Below are 18,123 nucleotides of genomic sequence, written 5' to 3'. Positions count from 1 at the left end.
CGCGAGCAGCGCGTCCGGATTGTTGAAGCGGAACATCAGAGCCGCGACCGGGGTCAGCGCGAGCACCGCGCCCGCGATCAGCCCCGCGGCCGGGCGGGGACCCCTCCTTCAATTCCTGAAGTTCCGTCAATGCCGTCGTCGGATCACTTCACGGTGACGGTGACCGTCGGCGAGGTGGTCTCGTCGTACTTGATCCGCAGTTCCTGCTTGCCCTTGTCGTTGAGCTTGGCGTCAAGGGAGTAGCTGCTGCCCTTCTTGACCGTGGTGCTGGCCTGCAGGGTCGTCCACTTGTTGCCCTTCTTGTGCTGGAGCACCAGTTTGCTGCCGATGGGCATGCCCTTGGTGCGGCCCGTGAACGTCATCTTGTCGCCGGCCTTCACCGAGGTCGACGACGCCTTCACGGTGATGGACGCGGCCGACTTGGACGCGGATGCGGACGGCTTCGGCTTGGGGGCGGCGGCAGCGTGGGCGAAGGTGCCGGCCGCGCCGGCGGTCAGCAGGGCGGCGGACAGCGCGCCGGCCGCGAACGTCCGGGCGCAGCGGCTGCGCAGGGTGGCTCTCAACATGGGACTCCTGTCTCGGCGGACTCCCCCAGGTGGCGCGCACTCCGTTTACCTTTTGCGACGGAATGCGCCTTTCGAGGTTATCCAGGACCATCGCGGTCGGCGACCGGAGCGGGGCCGCGCCACTACAGGGCGTCACACAAAACCCCTCGCGCCGCGGAGGAACCGCGGCGCGAGGGGCCTTGGGGCAGAGCAGGAACTACGGGGCGGGGCCAGGGGGTTGGCTACTTCTTGCCCTGGGTCTGGCGGGCCCGTTTTTCGCCCCTGGTCAGGGGGTTAGGGACCGCAACCGACCTGCGGTTGAGGGGGCATTGATGGTCATCGTTGGTAGCTGGCGGTAGCCGTCGGACGGCCCACAGACGGCCCGGGGTAGGGGCCGTGACGGCCGCTAACGTTAGCGGGGCCGCTAGCGGTTCGCCCCTTACCAAGGAGCCCGGCGGGCGTCGCTATCGCTAGCGGCAGGTACTGCTAACGATAGCGACCCTGATAGCGACCAAAACGGCCGCCGATCAGGGTGTTAGCGGATAGCGGCTCATCTGCGGGAACGCGTGAACCGGCCGTATGGCACGAGTGCTGGGGTCCCGAGCCGCGTCGCTATCGCCCCGTCGGTAGGTGCTGCTCACCGCGACGAGCAAGGCGGACCGCCCTACGGGCGGGCGATCCTCCAGGCGCCCAGCGTCCACGCGAGCGAGCCACCGTCGGCGCCTCTCCTGCGCAGCTGCCTTGAGAGACAAGAGGAGCACCCGCCCGCCTGGGTGCTCCTCTTGCTTGTGAGCTGTCTGCGACGCAGCCCTGCCGTGAAGAGACCACCCTCCCCCCCCGGCCGGAGACGGCCGCTCCTCGGCACAGGCCCCAGGGCCGCTGTCGCCAGCATCCTCGGCCGTTCAGGCATCGCCTTGGGTCGTCCGGTACGCCTCGTACTGAGTCCAGGCACGTTCGAGTGTCTCGATAGCCGCCGGAACCGCGCCGCGCTCTTCGAGGTAGTCCCGCTGGCCTGGCAATCCCTTGCGTGAGGGCCATTCCGGATCAGCGGAGACGTCCCGCGCGAGATCCCCGATGGCGTTCTGATCGGTATGGGTCTTCAACCACGAAGTGAAGCTCTTCGGTTTGGGCATGCCCGCATCCTTCCGCCGCCGCGGCGGGGCTAACCCCGGGCGGGGACGGGTGGTCTCTTCCATCGCACGCAGTCGAGGGGCGGCAGCACCCGGACTCGCACGACGGCCGGCGCAACGCGAGCGGAGCGAGCTGCCAAGGGTCGTGCGGCCGAAGGCCGCTCCTTCTATCGCTCTGCGTAGCCAAACAGGGCAGTCGACCTGATGCTAGGTCTAGCATCACGGGTTGCTAGACCTAGCATCATCGCTAGCAACCCATTCATCCCTTGATCAGGGACCTAGCACCTAGCAAGCCGTAGAGCTGCACCCCGATTTCAGGGCTGAAGCGGGGTTCAGGGGGTACTGCGTCACCGCTAGAGCCCTGAAGCACGCTGTCACTCACAGCGACTAGCGGGGCAGGAAGCCCGGCTTCTCTTCCCCCAGCGCCCGCAGGTGAGCCAAGTAGTCCTGAGCGGCGGGCTCGGTGTTGTACCGCTTCCTGACTTCGGCCGCGAGTTCGCGGCTAGTCATGATGAGCGACGGCACGGATTGCCGGTCGCCCTGAAGCGCCCTCTCCCCCATGATGAGTGCCTGGTCCAAGTCACCCTCCCGCGCGGCTGTCACGCCCAACGTGACGCGCGCTTCGGCATTGCGCATCGGAGACCGCTCGGTGCCGTCGAAGTCCGTACCCGCCCGGAGCACCTCCTCAGCGAGGTTCCGCGCAAGCTTGTCCTCGCCGACCAGTCGGTAGCAGTCCATGGAGTAGAAGTCGAACTTCGCGGGGTCGACTACGAAATGGTTGTCCAGATTCTCAGGGTGGGGCATCCCTTCGAGAAGCCGACGGCCCCTGTCGAGCGACACCTCGACCTGCCGACGGTCGCCAAGCCGGGCCCAGGCTTTGGCCTCCTGGCCAGCAAGCTGAACCGCCACCCCGTGGTTGCCGGCCACTTCGGTTCCCGCCTGCGCCGCCGAAATGACACCGCGATAGTCACCGGTCGTCAGCGCGAACCAGGCCCGCATCTCGTGCGCCCACCCGGCAACTTCGGCATTTTCGGCTTCGGTCGCGATGGAAAGGGCGGCCCTTCGAGTCGCATCTGCGGCATGGCGGTCGCCAGAGTCGTACTCGACACAGCCGACCAAGAGCGCCAACCAACCCGACAAGGCGAGCACTTCGCGATGCTGAGCCAGCGTGAGGCTCTTCGAGTGCAGCTCAACCACACGCCGCAGCCACTGGCGTCCCTCGATCAGGAGCTGAGCACTCGGCATGTACGGGTACTCGGAACAGAGTCGATCGGCCGTGATCCGCAGAGCGTCAAGCGTCGCATCGTTCACATCGGAACGGTTGAGACGGCTGACGATTTCCAGGGTCTCCATGCCACTCGCGGCCAAGATCTCCCCGTTGCCATCCCGCCGACTGGGCGCCGGAAAGAGTGCGTGGGTCACGGTGCCGAACGTGGCCGCGATGATGGGCTGATAGAAGTCGTTCGGGAAGGCTCCAGCCTCCCAGCGCTTCCATTGCCGAATCATGCTCTCTTCACCCGGCAACTCGGTAGGAGCATGTGCCCGGAGCGCCCTCACCGCATCACGCTGCGACCAGTCGCGCGCCGCCCGCTCAGCAGCCATGCGCCGTGCCCATGCGGGCCTGTCGTCGACCATGTGCCCTCCTTCGAGTGCCTACTGCGAGTCTTGCCTGTTACCCCCGGGGACAGGCAAGGGGACAGCAGGGGGACGCCGGTGGTGTCCCTGCCCGCGCCGAAGTCGACCCTGGCCCGTCACCTACCCCACACGTTCCGTTCGCCCCATGGTGGATACAGATCACGCACCACCTGATTCGGAGCGCGATTCCAGCGCTGCGACTCGTTCAGCCAACGCCTGAATCTGGGAGCGGATTTCCTTGATGTCGTCGCCGCGCTCGTCTTCCCGCACTTCGCCGCCCGTGACGAAGTTGCCAAGGTTCCCCGCCGACTCGATCAGCCCTTCGGCCCGTAGCACCGCCAGCCCGTTTTGGATGGTCTGGCCGGCGAAGCCGAAGCGCTCCACCAAGTCTTGCTGCGTGGGCAGTCGGTCGCCCGGCTTCATTCTCTTGATGTCCTCGCGCAGCGCGTCAGCGACTTGCGCGGCTTTGGTCTTCGGTCCTGCTGTGGCAGTCATGCCCTGAGCGTACCCACTAGAACGAACTAGCGCACACCACTCCACAACCCTTGCCAACTAGCTTGGACTAGTGCACGCTAGTTTGTAGATGGTCGCCGCTCTCGCGGTGGCAATCAGCACGAAAGCCCTGGCCAAAGCCAGGGCTCAAAGAGCAGGGAGCGGCTCCTACCGCCAAGCAGACAGCCGCTCCCCTGACCCCGAAGGGGTGTCTCCATGATGCCTGTTTCTCTGACCGAGCGGACCTCGGAGCAGGGCTTAGTGCCGTTGTTGGTGGAGCGGCGGCGTGCGGGTGAGGTCTTCCCGCGTATCCCGGTCGGCTCGGTGGAGTTGACCCGTGAGCAGGCTGCGGCCGGGCTGTTCACTCAGCTGAAGTGGCTGCCTGCGATCCCGCAGGACTGGGAGTTGCTGGCCGTGCTCGACCACGCGGTCACGTCCCTGGGTGTCGATGGCCTTGAGGCCCTCTACCCGGAGGTCGCGGCCCTGCCGGAGCTGGACCGGGACGCGTCGAAGGCGTTCGGCTACGCCTACCGGCTGTGTGTAGAGCACTGGTACGAGGGCGCCACCTCCGATCCGATCGACCCGGACTTGATGGGCGTGGCGCTGTACGCGTCCGACCTGCCGGTTCAGGATCCCTCCGCCTTGGCGGGCCTGTCCGCCGTGGTGGACGGGCACATGGCCGAGGGCATCGCCCGGCTCGGCACCAAGCGGCTGGTGGCGCTGGCGACGGGGATGGAGCTGGAGTTCGGCCCCTCGGCGCTGGATCCGTCCGGGCCCGGGTTCAAGAAGCAGTGGAAGGCCTACCGGGCCGCGATGCCCGACCGTGAGCGGCGCGTGTTCTGCGACGCGGTGGCCGTGAGCCGCTGCTCCGGCGGACCGCGTCCGCTGATGGTGTGGTTCGAGACCGCTGAGATGGCGGTGGGCATCACGCCGCCGCCCAACCCGCACGGGCAGAAACTCCAGGCCCGCTGGCAGGCCCGCATCGACGCGGTCCGGGAGGGTCGGGCATGAGCGCCGTACTGGATGCGCTGTACGCACAGGTGGCCCCGTCCGTGGCGCCGGTCGTGGCGCTGACGGAGCTGGACCGGCGCCAGGTGGGGGAGGACTTCCCCACCATCCCCGTCGGCGGTCTGGAGCTGGACGTGGAGGAGGCGGCTGCCGCGCTGTTCGAGACGTCGGCCGACGAGCTGGCCGTGCCGGTGCCGACCACCGACGCCCTGTACGCGGCGCTGCAAGCGGCCGTGGCCACGCTCGGTCCGGCCGGGATCGCGGAAGTCTCCCAGACCTTCGCCGGGCTGGACGATGCGGAGTTCTCCGAGGTGCGGGCCTGCCGCGCCTTCGCCTACCGGCTGGCCCTGTCGTTCTGGTACGCCGGGGCCCGCTCGCGGCCGATGACGGCCGGGGAAGCCGGGGTGGCGCTGTACCTGTCGAGCATCCACCGCCACCGCATGGCCGACTTCCGGGAGCTCCCGCGCCGGGCGCTGCTGGTCTCCCGCGCACTGCATGAGGGCGCCACCGCCGTGCCGACCGAGACGCTGATCCGGCTGGGTGCGGTCATGGCCAGCGAGCTGGCCGACGTCGACCGCGACCGCAAGGCGGAGTGGCTGTACAAGCAGGCGCTCCCGGACTATCACCGGCGCCGGTTCTGCTTCGACCTGATCCGCTGGGAGACGCACCAGCCGTCCCCGCTGATCGTCCGCCCCGACTCCGGCGGCTACACGATCGGGCTCACCCCGCCCGCCGGTCCCGGCGGTCTGTGGCGTCGCCCGTTCACGGCGGAGTGGTGAGCGCCGTGCCCGAACCGATGCTCAGCCGCGCGGACCTGGTCCGGGTCCGCGCGGCGCGCGGGATGCTCGCTGAGGCCGACCGCCTGGCCCGCCGTCCCGCCTCCCGCACCGACTACGCGTACTACAGCGCCGCGCTGGCGGAAGCGGTCCGCACCCTGCTGCGGATCGTCGAAGAGACCACCGGGCCGGGGGTGGCGGCATGAGTCTGCACGCCAAGCCGCAGTTGAACTCCCGGCGCCGCCGGGCCCGTAAGGCACAGCTCGCGGCCCGCGACGGCCAGCACTGCACCTACTGCAGCCAGCCGTTCGCCACGCTGCGGGACGCCACCTTGGACCACGTGGTGCCGATCTCCCTCATGCGGACCTGGTCGGCCGACCACCTGGTGTTGGCCTGCCGACCGTGCAACACCCGCAAGGCCGACCGACTCCCGCTGAGCGTCGCACTGCTGCTGTGCCGGTCGGCCGTGCACAGGGCGGGTGTCCACGGGGTGTTCACGGTGCCGACTTGGCTCGCCCTGGCCCGACTCGCACACGCCAACCAGTCGACTCACGCGGCGGTGCGGTCGGCCGACCCGGTCGACGGACAGTCGACCCCTGACCAGCGTGACGAGTCGCGTCACACCCGGCGTCACACCCCGGTACCGCGCTCGCTCGTGCGACCCGACTGCCTGCACACACCCCGCCCCATGCGGCGGTGCGGTCGGCCGACCGGAGAGGCGGTGTCGGCGTGAGCCCGGACCTGACGATGCCGCATGACGACGAGTTGGAGCGGGCGGTCATCGGCTGCGCCATCACCCGGCCCGACCGCTTCCCCGAGCTGTCGACGATTCTCGCCCCGGCCGACTTCTACCGGCCCGCGCACACGGCCGTGTGGCAGATGCTCGCCGACCGGCTCGGACGCGGTGAGCCCGTCGACCCGGCCGCGCTGACCGCCGCGCTCGCCAGCGCGGGCCAGCTGAACACGGCCGGCGGGGGCGCCTACGTCTCTCAACTCGCCCTGTGCCAGGTGCCCGATGCCACCTGGCACGCGCAGGAGGTGAAGAAAGCCGCGCGGCTGCGCGCAGCCCGCTCCCTGGGGCTGCGTCTCCTCCAGGCCACCGAAGCGCCCGGCGCCGAACCGCCCCAGCTTGCCGCCCTGGTCTGCGAGGCCCTGCCCACCCTGGAGGGCAGCGACCACATCGGGACCGCCAACCGGCAGGCGGCATGGACCGCCGATGCCCTGTACCGGGCGGAGTTCCCCCAGGCCCGCTGGGCGGTACCGGACCTGATCCCCGAGGGGCTCACCGTGCTCACGGGAGCGCCGAAGGTGGGAAAGTCCTGGATCTGTCTGGGGCTCGGTCTCGCGGTCGCCACCGGCGGCAAGGCGCTCGACTCCATCCCCGTGGAACAGGGCGAGGCCCTCTACCTGGCCCTGGAGGACACGCCCCGGCGCATGCAGTCCCGCCTCCACCGGGTGCTCGGGGACGGCCAGCCGCCGCCCGGCCTGCACATCCATGTGGACCTGCCCGCAGGTCTCGGGGGCATCAGGCGCTGGCTCGATGAACATCCCGGCGCCCGCCTGGTCATGGTCGACGTGCTCCAGAAGGTACGCCCCGAGTCCGGACGCGAGACCAGCGCGTATGCGGCCGACTACGCCGCCATCACCGCGCTGAAGCGTCTGGCGGACGCCTACCAGGTGGCGTTCGTGGTCGTCCACCACATCCGCAAGGCCCAGTCCTCCGACTGGATGGATGCCACCAGCGGCACGAACGGCATCAACGGCGCCGCCGACGCCACCCTGTTCTTCTCCCGGGCGCGCGGTGAGGCCGAAGGACTGCTCAACCTCACCGGCCGCGACGTCGAGGAGAACGAGTACGCACTGCGCCGCAACGACGGCTCGATGACCTGGTACCTGGTCGACGGTCCGGCCGACATCGCCACTGCCACCGAGCCGAACGCGAAGATCCTCGCTCATCTGCACGAGCACGGACCCCAGACGCCCAAGCAGGTCGCCGAGGCGACCGGGCAGGACCCGAAGACCGTACGCACCCTGATGGGCAGGCTGCGGGATCGGGGCCGCCTCGCCCAACTCGGACGCGGGCTCTACGCCATGCCCGGCCAGGAGAGCGCTCCGGCACCCGAAGGCAACAAGGCAACAGGTGTTGCTTTGCCTGTTGCTTTCGTTTCCGCAGGTCACAGGGGCGAGGGCAACAAGGCAACAGAAGCAACAGCTACCGACCCCCCGGACGAAGCCCCCCACCCCGTGTTGCCTTTGTTGCCTTGTTGCTCTCAGGGCCCTGACCAGCACGAATGCAAGGCAACAGCGAAGGCAACACCTGTTGCCTTGTTGCCTCTCCACCCCCGCCCCGCAGCCGAGAGGGAAGCCTCATGAGCACCACCGTGCCCGAGCCGACCGACCCCAGAGCAACGCTGCGGGCGGGCCTCCCGGACCGCTACCTCACCCCCGAAGACCTCGCGGCGATGCTCGCCGTCCCGATCGAGACCGTCTACGGCTGGCGCAAGAAGCGCACCGGCCCGGTCGGCTTCCGCGTCGGCCGCCATGTCCGCTACGACCCTGCCGCCGTGCGCGACTGGATCGCCGAACAGACCGCCCGCGAAGCCGCCTGAAGCCTCTAGCGCTAGAGGCAGTCCCCTCTAGCGCTAGACCCCCCGCTAGTGGCCCACACACCCCGTGATCAGGCTGCTAGCCGCTAGAGGCCCGCTCTACCCAAACGCGAAACCGGGGCCCGGAGCACGCTCCCCGAAGGCTGCTACCGGTAGCGACTCAGCCTGCTACCGGTAGCAGCCCGCTAGCAACCCGCATCGCACCTGATCAGGCCCGTAGCGAGTAGCGGGCCTGGCTCAACACACCCAAAAACCGGCCGGACGGCCGTTCCTTGGCCCTCCCATGCCCTGCTACCGAGAAGGGAGTCAGCCCCCATGGCTGGCCACATCCAAGACCGCTGGTACAAGACCGAAACCGACGCCAACGGCAAGACCACCCGCGTCAAGACCGACCGCTATGGCACCGGGCTGCGCTACCGCGCCCGCTACGTCGCCCCGGACGGCACCGAGAAGTCCAAGAGCTTCCCCGACGGACAGAAGCGGCTCGCTGATGCTTGGCTCGCACGGATCGAAGCCGACATGTCCCGCGGCCAGTACATCGACCCCAAGGCCTCGCGCATGACGTTCCAGGAGTTCGCTGAGAAGTGGCTCGCGAGCCAGAGCGGCGACCCGAACACCAAGGCGTCGATGACGTCTCAGCTCACGCTGCACGCCTTCCCGCGCATCGGAATGCGCTCGCTGGGCGCGTTCCAGCCGAGCCACATCCGCGATTTCGTGACGCAGCTCGAAGGGTCCGGCATGTCGGGCTCGTACGCCCGCGTCATCTTCTCCAACGTGCGCGCCATCCTGAGCGCAGCCGTCGAAGACGGGTACCTGCCCCGGAATCCCTGCCACTCGCGCACCGTGACGCTCCCCGAGATGGGCGCGCGTCGTGTCGTCCCGTGGCTGCCAGAACGCGTCTTCGCCGTGCGTGGCGCCCTGGTCGAACGGTTCCGTCCCATGGTGGACGTGGGCGCCGGCTGCGGGATGCGGCAGGGCGAAATCCTTGGGCTGTCCGTGGAAGAGCTGGACTTCGACAACGACACGTTGCACGTCGTGCAGCAACTGAAGCTAAGCCTCAGCACGCCCGTATTCGCTCCGCCGAAGGGAGGAAAGCTGCGTGACGTACCGCTTCCCGAGCCTGTCGCGGACGCGCTCAAGGCCCATATGAAGCTGTACCCGCCGGTTGAGATCACGCTGCCCTGGATGCGTGCGGGAGGTCAGCCCGTCACCAAGCGCCTGATCTTCACGGGTCCGCTTGGTGGGCACATCTGGCGCACGTCGCTGAATGAGGACCACTGGAAGCCCGCGCTCGCCAAAATCGGCGTTATCCCCAAGGCGAAGAGCCGGGAGCACTCCGCCGCTCGCGAGCACGGCATGCACGCGCTCAGGCACTTCTACGCGTCCGTGTTGCTGGACGCCGGGGAGAGCATCAAGGCCGTGAGTGAGTACCTGGGGCACTCTGACCCGGGGCTGACTCTGAAGGTCTATGCCCACCTGATGCCGAGCAGTCGGGACCGTACGCGGAAGGCTCTCGGTAGGGCTCTCAGGCCACAAGATCCTCCGGCCTCACGGCCCACAGACGGCCCCGCATAGACGACAGCCCCTGATCTGCACCTAGAGCGCAGGTCAGGGGCATGATCGCTTAGGGCGTTACTTCTTGCCCTGGTTCTTCACGGCCTCGATCGCGGCGGCGGCCGCGTCCGGGTCGAGGTAGGTGCCGCCCGGCTTGACGGGCTTGAAGTCGGCGTCGAGCTCGTACACGAGCGGGATGCCGGTCGGGATGTTCAGGCCCGCGATGTCGGCGTCGGAGATGCCGTCGAGGTGCTTGACCAGCGCGCGCAGCGAGTTGCCGTGGGCGGCGATCAGGACGGTCTTGCCGTCGAGCAGGTCGGGGACGATGCCGTCGTACCAGTACGGCAGCATGCGCGTCACGACGTCCTTGAGGCACTCGGTCTGCGGGCGCAGCTCCGGCGGGATCGTCGCGTAACGGGCGTCGTCGCTCTGCGAGAACTCCGTGCCGTCCTCAAGCGCGGGCGGCGGGGTGTCGTACGAGCGGCGCCACAGCATGAACTGCTCCTCGCCGAACTCGGCGAGCGTCTGCGCCTTGTCCTTGCCCTGGAGGGCGCCGTAGTGGCGCTCGTTCAGGCGCCAGCTGCGGTGCACGGGGATCCAGTGGCGGTCCGCGGACTCCAGCGCGAGCTGGGCGGTGCGGATGGCGCGCTTCTGGAGGGAGGTGTGCAGCACGTCGGGGAGCAGGCCGGCGTCCTTGAGCAGCTCACCGCCGCGCGCCGCCTCCTTCTCGCCCTTCGGCGTGAGGTTGACGTCCACCCACCCGGTGAACAGGTTCTTCTCGTTCCACTCGCTCTCGCCGTGGCGGAGGAGGATCAGCTTGTACGGTGCGTCGGCCATGCGTCCGAGCCTAATCGACGCCAGGGGGCCCTCGCGCGCCCAGGGACCCGGGCCCCGGGACCGTCTCGATTGACGGACGCCGTCAATTCAGTGGCCCCCCGGAACCGGCCACTTGTAACTTGCGGACATCAGCCGCACCACTTACGTGAGTGCAACGAGTACCACGAGTGCCACAGTTCCGGGGGAAGCCGCATGTCCGTCGCCAGTCTGAGACGCGCCGCACGAGAAACGGTCTCGGGTCTGCCCCGGGAGTTCTGGTGGCTGTGGACCAGCACCCTGATCAACCGGCTCGGGGCCTTCGTCGCTACTTTCATGGCGCTCTACCTCACCCTGGACCGGGGCTATTCCGCCTCGTACGCGGGACTCGTGGCCTCGCTGCACGGGCTCGGCGGGGTCGTCTCGTCGATCGGCGCGGGCATCATGACCGACCGCCTCGGCCGCCGCCCCACCCTCGTCATCGCCCAGACCTCGACGGCCCTGTCGGTCGCGCTGCTCGGCTTCATGACGGATCCGGTGGCGATCGCGGGGGTCGCGTTCCTCGTCGGCATGGCGAGCAACGCGTCGCGGCCGGCGGTGCAGGCGATGATGGCGGACATCGTGAAGCCGGAGGACCGCGTGCGCGCGTTCTCCCTCAACTACTGGGCGATCAACCTGGGTTTCGCCCTCTCGTCGATGACGGCGGGCTTCATCGCGCAGTACAGCTACCTCGCGGGCTTCCTGGGCGAGGCGAGTCTGACGCTGGTGTGCGCCGTGGTGGTCTACCTCAAGCTTCCGGAATCCCGCCCCGAGCGGACGGCGGTGGAGAAGGCGGCCGAACCTCAGATCGGCATCGGTACGGTGCTGAAGGACGGCCGTTTCATGGGCGTGGTGGGCCTCTCCTTCCTGATCTCTCTCATCTTCCAACAGGGTTACGTCGGCCTGCCGGTGGCGATGGGCACGGACGGCTTCTCCAGCGCGGACTTCGGCCTCGCGATCGCCGTGAACGGCATCCTCATCGTGGCGGTCCAGATCCCCGTCACCCGCTACATCCAGCACCGCGACCCGCGCCGCCTGCTGATCATCTCGGCGCTGCTCGCGGGCTACGGCTTCGGCCTGACGGCGTTCGCGGGTTCGGTCGCGGTGTACGCCCTGACGATCTGCGTGTGGACACTGGCGGAAATCGTCAACGCCCCCACGCAGACGGGCTTGGTGGTCCGCCTCTCCCCCGTCCACGGCCGGGGCCGCTACCAGGGCATCTACACGATGTCCTGGTCGGTGGCAGCGCTGGTCGCCCCGCTGATGTCGGGCTACGTGATCGACCACTTCGGGGCGGGGTGGCTGTGGGGTACTTGCGCGGTGCTGGGGTCGGTGACGGCGGTGGGGTACTGGGTGTTGATGCGGGGGTTGCCGGCGGAGGCGCCAGTGGCCCGGCAGAGCGTGAGGGAAACTCCTGTCAAGGTCGACCACGAGGCCTGATCAGGGTCAGCCGATAGGCGGCGACACGATCACGGCACTACTCTGTGCGCGACGAGAGGAGGGCGAGCATGCTGCTGAGATTCCGTGTGGCGAACGTACGGTCGCTGCGCGAGGAGCAAGAGCTGTCTTTCACCGTTCCTCCGGGTCACGAACCAGGTCCCGCCCACCACGTGGAACTGGCGGGCGGCAAGGGCGTAGACGTATACCCTCTCCTCGGCATCTTCGGGGCCAACGCCTCGGGCAAGTCCAATGTGCTCACCGCCCTGAGCCACATGCGTGACGCGGTCCTGAACTCCTACGCGGATTGGACCTCCTACAGGGGCGTCCCACGCGAGGAATTCGCCCTGGACGAAAAGGCCGCCGGCGAGAGCTCCTTCTTCGAGGTCGACTTCGTCGCGGACGACGCGGTGCGCTGGACGTACGGGTACGAGCTCGGCGCGACCCGTGTGGAGGCCGAGTGGCTGCACGCCTACCCGCGCGGGCGCCGCCAGGTGTGGCTCGACAGGGACGCCTCTCGTGACGAGGAGTACGACTTCCCCGGAGACCGGATCCAGGACCGGGCCCGGCTCGCCCGCACGACACGCCCCAACGCACTCTTCCTCTCCCGCGCAGCCACCGACAACCACCCTCAGCTCACCCCGATCTACCAGTGGTTCGAGCGAAACCTGTGGCTGATCACTCCGGAACACGAGCGGCGGGAACGCGAGGCCTACACGATCCGCCGCCTTCAGGAGGATCCAGGTGTACGGCGCCGCATCGAAGAGCTGCTGCGGGTGGCAGATCTGGGAATCGGCGGAACCGAGGTCAGCAGGCATCCCGGCGAGGCGTCGACCATCCGGCTCCTGCATGCCGGCAGCGACAGGGCCGCCGCGTTCGACTGGGACAAAGAATCGTTCGGCACCCGTTCCTGGTTCGCCCTGCTCGGCCCGATGCTGCTCGCCCTCGACGAGGGCGCGGTCCTGCTCGTCGACGAGCTCGACTCGAGCCTCCATCCGCGCTTCGCAGCCGAAGTGGTACGCATCTTCCACAACCCGCTGGTGAACACCCTTGGCGCACAACTGGTGTTCACCTCCCACGACCCGTCCTTGCTGAGTACGCCCAGCGGCTGGCGGCTCCTCGATCCGGGCCAGATCTGGCTGACAGAGAAGGACAAGGCGGGACGGACCGAGGTGTACCCCTTGACGGCGGCAGAGCCCGGCGAGCTGGAGAACTTGAGCGCCTCGTATCTGGCCGGAAAATTCGGGGCCGTACCTGACTTCACCGAGGGACAGATCGCGCGCCGGATACTGGCCACGCGTACCAGGGCAGCGGAGGCGGAGCAGGACTGATGGGGAGCGTGAAGCGGGGGAAGGACTCGACAGACAGGGCTTCGCGCCCCTCGAAGGCGGTTCCATCGGTATGGATCTTCACCGAAGGGGCGCTCACCGAGCCCCAGTACATCGACATCGTCAAGGACCTGCGCGCCCCGGGCATCCGGCTCGCCGTCCACATCGCCAACGACGAGCGCACGAACGGTGGCGCCAAGGGGCCGCAGCGACCCACGCACGCACGAAAGCCGCTCGACCTCCTCGACCAGGCCCTCGCCAAGCTCCGCGAGGAGAACCGTAAGGCCAGGCGGGAGAAGTGGGGGAACCCTCCGAAGGGCGTCGACCGCTGGACCACTGTGTGGTGTCTCTTCGACCGCGATCAGCACGAAGGCGTGGACGAAGTCGCGCGCGTGGCGAAGAAGATGGAACAGGATGGCGAGGGACTGCGCATCGCGTATTCCCACCCGTGCTTCGAGCTGTGGCGTCTCCTCCACCACCAGGACTACACGAGCAGCTTCGGCGGTGTCTGTGGCGACGCGACGAAGAAGCTGCCATTCGTCACTCCGCGCACATCCAAGGAAGATGCGAAGGTCGTGCTGCCTGAGCAGATCCTCAAGCGCAGCGGACCCGGCCGCACCGACGGCTCCGACGGCTTCGCGAAGGCCAAGGCGCGCGCCAAAAAGATCAACGCGCAGTACGGCGAGCACCACCTGTACAGCACGCGGGACCCGTACACGGATGTCTGGCGTTTCGTCGAAGAGGGCCTCCAGGTCACCGACTATTAGGTTCTGCGGAGAGATTTCGGCCCCGGGCCGGTCAGCCGTACGCTTCTGCCGTACCTCTCCACCCCGCCCGCTACAAGAGCACAGGGAGTCCCCACCGTGGCCAAGCTCACGCTCGCGCAACTCGAGCGCCATCTTTTCGCGGCGGCGGACATTCTGCGTGGCACCATGGATGCCGCCGAATACAAGGACTACATCTTTGTCCTGCTGTTTCTGAAGCGGGTCAACGACGAGTTCGAGGCCACGCGTGAGGAGATCATCTCGGCGGAGATCGGCAAGGGCAAGTCGCAGACTGACGCCGAGAAGGAAGGCGAGAACCCGGACAAGTACGAAGTCCGGCGAGTCCTGTACGTACCTGCGGCAGCACGTTGGGACATGCTGAAAGACGCCGTCTCCGATGTCGCCACACAAACCCTCCAGCCCGCTCTCGACGCGCTGGAAGCACACGAGAGCAATGGCCTAACCGGGCTCTTCCAACACGTCAATTTCAACCGCATCGGCGGCGGTTCGGGCAGTGGCGAGGCCTCGGTAAAGCTCGCAGACCAGCGCCTGTCCGCACTGATCCAGCACTTCGGCACACTGCGTCTGCGTGGCAGCGACTTCGAATTCCCCGACATGATCGGAGCCGCGTACGAATACCTGATCAAGGAGTTCGCGGACTCGGCAGGCAGCAAGGGCGGAGAGTTCTACACCCCCCGAGCCGTGGTGCGCATGATGGTCGAACTCGCCCGCCCGCAGGCCCCGTTGAAGGTGTACGACCCATGCGTGGGTTCCGGCGGCATGCTGATCCACGCCAAGGAGTACATCGACGAGCACGGCGGCGACTCCGAGGACCTGTTCCTGGCGGGCCAGGACGCGAACAGCGGGTCATGGGTCATGGCCACCATGAACATGCTCTTCCACGGCGCGAACGACCCCGAACTGCACACCGGGGACACCCTCAGCAACCCCATGCACACGCAGCGCGACTTCGACCTGGTCCTGAGCAACCCGCCGTTCTCGATGGACTACAGCAAGGCTGCCATCAAGGACATCGAGGAGCGGATGCCCTACGGACAGACCTCAGAGCGCGGCAAGGCCGACTTGATGTTCCTGCAGCACATGCTGGCGATGGTGCAGGGCTCCCGGCACGGATCCGTGCTCACGGTGATGCCGCATGGTGTCCTCTTCCGCGGCAGCACGGAGCGGGACATCCGGGCGGCGCTAATCGAGGCGGACCTCATCGAGGCCGTCATTGGCCTCGCACCCAACCTTTTCTACGGGACGGGCATCCCGGCGTGCGTACTGGTACTGCGCGCGGCAGGCACGAAGCGGGCCGACCGGGCGGGCCAGGTCCTCTTCATCAACGCGGACCGGGAGTACCACTCAGAGCGCGCGCAGAACGTACTCCTGCCCGAACACGTAGAGAAGATCGTGTCTACGTTCCACGCGTCGGAGCACAAGGACAAGGCGTTCGCCCGCCTGGTCCCGAGCTCGGAGCTCGCCGAAAACGACTACAACCTCAACATCCGCCGATACGTGGACAATACGCCGCCCCCGGAGCCCCAGGACGTGCGGGCGCATCTGAGCGGCGGGGTGCCGCGCGCCGAGATCGTGGCGAAGAGCGGACTGCTCGATGCGTACGGCATCTCGGTCACAGACCTGTTCGCGGAGCGGGACGGCGATACGGCGTACGTCGACTTCCTGCCGGAGGGCGAGCGACCGGATGCGGCGCGCCTGGGGGAATTGGCGGCCGGGCGGGAGGCAGAACTACGGAAGGCGTTCGACGAGTGGTGGACGACGGAGTCGGATCTGATCGCCGATCTGACGCCGCCGGGCGAGGGCGACGACCGGACGGAGGGCGAGCGACGTGCGCAGCTCGCCCGGCTGCGCGCCGACCTGCTCAGCTCCTTCACCAGCCGCCTCGGCAAGGTCGAGCTGCTCGACCGGTACGCCCTTGACGGAGCCGTCGCGGGCTGGTGGCATGCGGCGAAGTACGAACTGATGGCGCTGGCCGGCAATGGCTTCGGCGGCGTTATTGACGGCTGGGTCGAGACGGTCGAGACGATGCTGGAGCCGGACCGGGATCCGCGGACGGGTGGCTCGCGCAAGCGATCGGGGGTTGAGCGGCGGCAGGCGTACGACCACAAGGTGGTGGCGGCGATCGCCCCCGAGTTCCTGGAGAAGCTCGCTGCGGCGGACGCGCTCAAGGCAGAGCTGGACGGCAAGTGGAAGGCCCACCAAGACGCGGAGGCGGCAGCGAAGGCGGCGGACGCCTCCGGCTCGGACTCCGGCGAGGACGACGCGGAGTCCGAGTCATCGCCCGCGGAGCAACTGCTCAGCGCGGACGATGTGGCGGCACTCAAGAAGAGCCGTACGAAGGCGAACGCAGCGGTGAAGAAGCTGGAGGACGACTTCTGGCCGCTGGAGTCGGCACGGCGGCCGGCGAAGCCGGTACCAGCGGCGACCGAAGTGGAGCCAACTCCGGTGCAGACCACGCTCCTTGACGTTCCGGTCCCGGAGGCGGGTGGCGAGAAGAAGACGCCGGAGCCGGGCCTCACCCAGGCCCGCAAGGCCGTGGCCACGGAGGCGGCTGCGCGCGAGGTGGTACTCGGCATCCTGCGGGCGGATCTGGCGGCGACGCTGGAGGGGCATGTGGTGCGCCGACGACGTGAGTTGGTGTCGGCGTATCGCATGTGGGAGGACAAGTACGGGGTGTCTTTGCGGGACATTGAGGCGGCGCGGGCCGAGGCTTCGGCGAAGCTGGAGAACTTCCTGAAGGAGCTTGGTTATGGAGCGTAAGCGCTGGAAGGAAGTTCCGCTCCACTCGCTCCTGGAAGGAGGCATTCGGAACGGCTTCTCACCTCTGGAGAGCCAAGAATGGACTGGCGTACAGATGCTGGGGCTCGGCTGCCTGACTGCAGACGGGTTTCAGCCGCGCCAACTTAAGAACGCTCCGAGTTCCGTATCTCCCCAGCATCCCGCGATCCTCCGCGATGGAGATCTGCTAATTAGCCGGGCCAACACCCGAAATCTCGTAGGGCTTGCAGGCATCTATCGCGATACAGGCACACCCTGCATCTATCCAGACTTGATGATGCGCCTTCGCCCATCAGGCGCATGCATTCCTGAATACTTGGAAGTCGTTCTCCGCTCGCCGACACTTCGCCAGCAAATTACGGGTCGAGCTCAGGGGACTTCTGAAAGCATGGTTAAGATCTCTGCCGAGATGATCCGATCACTCCCAGTTCCGCTGCCATCCCTTGATCAGCAGCAGCACATCGTCAATGTGCTTAGCGCTGTTGATGAGCACATTTCTATCGAATCACTGGCAACGCTCAAAGAGATCGCTATTTGGGATGCAGTCGCCAATGACCAGGTAGGCGATCATGCACGGCGCTTTGGGACTGTTCACCTAAAGGAGGTTTGCGAACGGGGTGGCGAGTACGGCAGCAACTCTCCAGCTGTCCCATCGAGCGACCAGCTACCACGGTACGTCCGCATCACAGATATTGACCAGCACGGCAATTTGTCCAAGGACTTGTCCTCCGCTGTCAGCGTGCCGTGGGAGCAAGCGAGACCGTACCTCCTCCAGGATGGCGACTTGCTGATCGCACGTACCGGCTACACAACAGGTAAGTCCTACCTGTATCGGGAAGGCGACGGCCTCTGCGCTTTTGCTGGATATCTGGTGCGCTACCGACTGGACCAGTCGCGAATGCTCCCTGCCTACGCCTTCATGTGGACACGAGCCAACGCCTTCAAGCAATGGGTTTCCCAGAATGTGCGAGAGGTCGGCCAGCGCAACATCAGCGCTCGCGAATACAACCAACATCGCTTGCCTGTACCGCCGCTTGAGATGCAACATGAACTGGTCAGCGCCTGGCAGGAGGCCCGAGCCACGTTCCAACTCCGTCAGCAACAAATAGACCGGCTGCTGACGTTGAAGCAGGCTCTCGCTGACGACCTACTGCGAGGTGCAACCCGATAGTTCGAGCAACTCGTCCCGGGAACCAA

17 protein-coding genes are annotated in these 18,123 nt (G+C 67.3%); 12 read left to right on the top strand and 5 right to left on the bottom strand.

What is annotated here, in order from left to right; all coding sequences use genetic code 11:
- Positions 1 to 143: 143 nt before the first annotated feature.
- From ACWC2B_RS30865 to ACWC2B_RS30850, 4 genes are all read right to left on the bottom strand, one after another.
- A complete protein-coding gene (locus ACWC2B_RS30865; RefSeq protein ID WP_450722349.1) occupies positions 144 to 566 on the bottom strand; it encodes a hypothetical protein in 423 nt (140 codons plus the stop codon).
- An 881-nt stretch (positions 567 to 1,447) separates the two neighbouring features.
- A complete protein-coding gene (locus ACWC2B_RS30860) occupies positions 1,448 to 1,678 on the bottom strand; it encodes a YozE family protein (protein WP_450722347.1) in 231 nt (76 codons plus the stop codon).
- Between the two features lie 384 nt (positions 1,679 to 2,062).
- Positions 2,063 to 3,310: an XRE family transcriptional regulator gene (locus tag ACWC2B_RS30855; RefSeq protein ID WP_450722345.1), complete on the bottom strand. Its 1,248-nt coding sequence runs from the start codon at positions 3,308 to 3,310 to the stop codon at positions 2,063 to 2,065.
- 159 nt (positions 3,311 to 3,469) lie between these two features.
- The gene (locus ACWC2B_RS30850; RefSeq protein WP_450722343.1) at positions 3,470 to 3,805 is read right to left on the bottom strand and encodes a winged helix-turn-helix domain-containing protein; all 336 of its coding nucleotides are present in this window, start codon (positions 3,803 to 3,805) and stop codon (positions 3,470 to 3,472) included.
- A gap of 213 nt (positions 3,806 to 4,018) precedes the next feature.
- Here ACWC2B_RS30850 and ACWC2B_RS30845 point away from each other — a divergent pair, with 213 nt between their 5' ends.
- The 7 genes from ACWC2B_RS30845 (at position 4,019) to ACWC2B_RS30815 (ending at position 9,767) form a co-directional block, all read left to right on the top strand.
- The gene (locus ACWC2B_RS30845; protein ID WP_450722341.1) at positions 4,019 to 4,813 is read left to right on the top strand and encodes a hypothetical protein; all 795 of its coding nucleotides are present in this window, start codon (positions 4,019 to 4,021) and stop codon (positions 4,811 to 4,813) included.
- Positions 4,810 to 5,589, top strand: a complete 780-nt coding sequence (locus ACWC2B_RS30840; RefSeq protein WP_450722339.1) for a hypothetical protein — start codon at positions 4,810 to 4,812, stop codon at positions 5,587 to 5,589. The genes ACWC2B_RS30845 and ACWC2B_RS30840 overlap by 4 nt, the downstream gene beginning before the upstream one ends.
- Before the next feature lie 5 nt (positions 5,590 to 5,594).
- Positions 5,595 to 5,792: a hypothetical protein gene (locus tag ACWC2B_RS30835; protein WP_450722337.1), complete on the top strand. Its 198-nt coding sequence runs from the start codon at positions 5,595 to 5,597 to the stop codon at positions 5,790 to 5,792.
- The gene (locus ACWC2B_RS30830; RefSeq protein ID WP_450722335.1) at positions 5,789 to 6,319 is read left to right on the top strand and encodes an HNH endonuclease; all 531 of its coding nucleotides are present in this window, start codon (positions 5,789 to 5,791) and stop codon (positions 6,317 to 6,319) included. The genes ACWC2B_RS30835 and ACWC2B_RS30830 overlap by 4 nt, the downstream gene beginning before the upstream one ends.
- Complete coding sequence (locus tag ACWC2B_RS30825) at positions 6,316 to 7,959, top strand: AAA family ATPase (protein WP_450722333.1); 1,644 nt, start codon at positions 6,316 to 6,318, stop codon at positions 7,957 to 7,959. Before ACWC2B_RS30830 ends, ACWC2B_RS30825 begins: the two co-directional genes overlap by 4 nt.
- Positions 7,956 to 8,195: a helix-turn-helix transcriptional regulator gene (locus tag ACWC2B_RS30820; protein WP_450722331.1), complete on the top strand. Its 240-nt coding sequence runs from the start codon at positions 7,956 to 7,958 to the stop codon at positions 8,193 to 8,195. Before ACWC2B_RS30825 ends, ACWC2B_RS30820 begins: the two co-directional genes overlap by 4 nt.
- A 312-nt stretch (positions 8,196 to 8,507) precedes the next feature.
- Positions 8,508 to 9,767, top strand: a complete 1,260-nt coding sequence (locus tag ACWC2B_RS30815) for a tyrosine-type recombinase/integrase (RefSeq protein ID WP_450722329.1) — start codon at positions 8,508 to 8,510, stop codon at positions 9,765 to 9,767.
- A gap of 57 nt (positions 9,768 to 9,824) precedes the next feature.
- Here the strand turns inward: ACWC2B_RS30815 and ACWC2B_RS30810 are convergent, their stop codons facing one another.
- Entirely contained in the window at positions 9,825 to 10,583 is a 759-nt protein-coding gene (locus ACWC2B_RS30810) for a phosphoglyceromutase (RefSeq protein ID WP_100577792.1), read from the bottom strand.
- Between the two features lie 192 nt (positions 10,584 to 10,775).
- Here ACWC2B_RS30810 and ACWC2B_RS30805 point away from each other — a divergent pair, with 192 nt between their 5' ends.
- The 5 genes from ACWC2B_RS30805 to ACWC2B_RS30785 all read left to right on the top strand — a co-directional run bounded on the left by ACWC2B_RS30805 (position 10,776) and on the right by ACWC2B_RS30785 (position 18,097).
- Positions 10,776 to 12,038, top strand: coding sequence for an MDR family MFS transporter (locus ACWC2B_RS30805; protein WP_450722326.1), 1,263 nt, complete (start codon positions 10,776 to 10,778; stop codon positions 12,036 to 12,038).
- 68 nt (positions 12,039 to 12,106) lie between these two features.
- Entirely contained in the window at positions 12,107 to 13,366 is a 1,260-nt protein-coding gene (locus tag ACWC2B_RS30800; protein ID WP_450722324.1) for an AAA family ATPase, read from the top strand.
- The gene (locus tag ACWC2B_RS30795; protein WP_450722322.1) at positions 13,366 to 14,130 is read left to right on the top strand and encodes an RloB family protein; all 765 of its coding nucleotides are present in this window, start codon (positions 13,366 to 13,368) and stop codon (positions 14,128 to 14,130) included. Before ACWC2B_RS30800 ends, ACWC2B_RS30795 begins: the two co-directional genes overlap by 1 nt.
- A gap of 96 nt (positions 14,131 to 14,226) precedes the next feature.
- Complete coding sequence (locus ACWC2B_RS30790; RefSeq protein ID WP_450722320.1) at positions 14,227 to 16,908, top strand: N-6 DNA methylase; 2,682 nt, start codon at positions 14,227 to 14,229, stop codon at positions 16,906 to 16,908.
- Positions 16,898 to 18,097, top strand: a complete 1,200-nt coding sequence (locus tag ACWC2B_RS30785; protein WP_450722318.1) for a restriction endonuclease subunit S — start codon at positions 16,898 to 16,900, stop codon at positions 18,095 to 18,097. The genes ACWC2B_RS30790 and ACWC2B_RS30785 overlap by 11 nt, the downstream gene beginning before the upstream one ends.
- The last annotated feature ends 26 nt before the right edge of the window (positions 18,098 to 18,123 follow it).

The organism is Streptomyces sp. NPDC001415 (genome assembly GCF_053597395.1).
This window is presented reverse-complemented; position numbering and strand designations above follow the sequence as displayed.

Bases quoted from the DNA above. Each gene is read 5' to 3' on its own strand.
- ACWC2B_RS30860 (WP_450722347.1), bottom strand. From the start codon at position 1,678: ATGCCCAAACCGAAGAGCTTCACTTCGTGGTTGAAGACCCATACCGAT.
- ACWC2B_RS30845 (WP_450722341.1), top strand. From the start codon at position 4,019: ATGATGCCTGTTTCTCTGACCGAGCGGACCTCGGAGCAGGGCTTAGTG.
- ACWC2B_RS30840 (WP_450722339.1), top strand. From the start codon at position 4,810: ATGAGCGCCGTACTGGATGCGCTGTACGCACAGGTGGCCCCGTCCGTG.
- ACWC2B_RS30795 (WP_450722322.1), top strand. From the start codon at position 13,366: ATGGGGAGCGTGAAGCGGGGGAAGGACTCGACAGACAGGGCTTCGCGC.
- ACWC2B_RS30785 (WP_450722318.1), top strand. From the start codon at position 16,898: ATGGAGCGTAAGCGCTGGAAGGAAGTTCCGCTCCACTCGCTCCTGGAA.
- ACWC2B_RS30810 (WP_100577792.1), bottom strand. From the start codon at position 10,583: ATGGCCGACGCACCGTACAAGCTGATCCTCCTCCGCCACGGCGAGAGC.
- ACWC2B_RS30855 (WP_450722345.1), bottom strand. From the start codon at position 3,310: ATGGTCGACGACAGGCCCGCATGGGCACGGCGCATGGCTGCTGAGCGG.
- ACWC2B_RS30800 (WP_450722324.1), top strand. From the start codon at position 12,107: ATGCTGCTGAGATTCCGTGTGGCGAACGTACGGTCGCTGCGCGAGGAG.
- ACWC2B_RS30820 (WP_450722331.1), top strand. From the start codon at position 7,956: ATGAGCACCACCGTGCCCGAGCCGACCGACCCCAGAGCAACGCTGCGG.
- ACWC2B_RS30805 (WP_450722326.1), top strand. From the start codon at position 10,776: ATGTCCGTCGCCAGTCTGAGACGCGCCGCACGAGAAACGGTCTCGGGT.
- ACWC2B_RS30850 (WP_450722343.1), bottom strand. From the start codon at position 3,805: ATGACTGCCACAGCAGGACCGAAGACCAAAGCCGCGCAAGTCGCTGAC.
- ACWC2B_RS30815 (WP_450722329.1), top strand. From the start codon at position 8,508: ATGGCTGGCCACATCCAAGACCGCTGGTACAAGACCGAAACCGACGCC.
- ACWC2B_RS30830 (WP_450722335.1), top strand. From the start codon at position 5,789: ATGAGTCTGCACGCCAAGCCGCAGTTGAACTCCCGGCGCCGCCGGGCC.
- ACWC2B_RS30865 (WP_450722349.1), bottom strand. From the start codon at position 566: ATGTTGAGAGCCACCCTGCGCAGCCGCTGCGCCCGGACGTTCGCGGCC.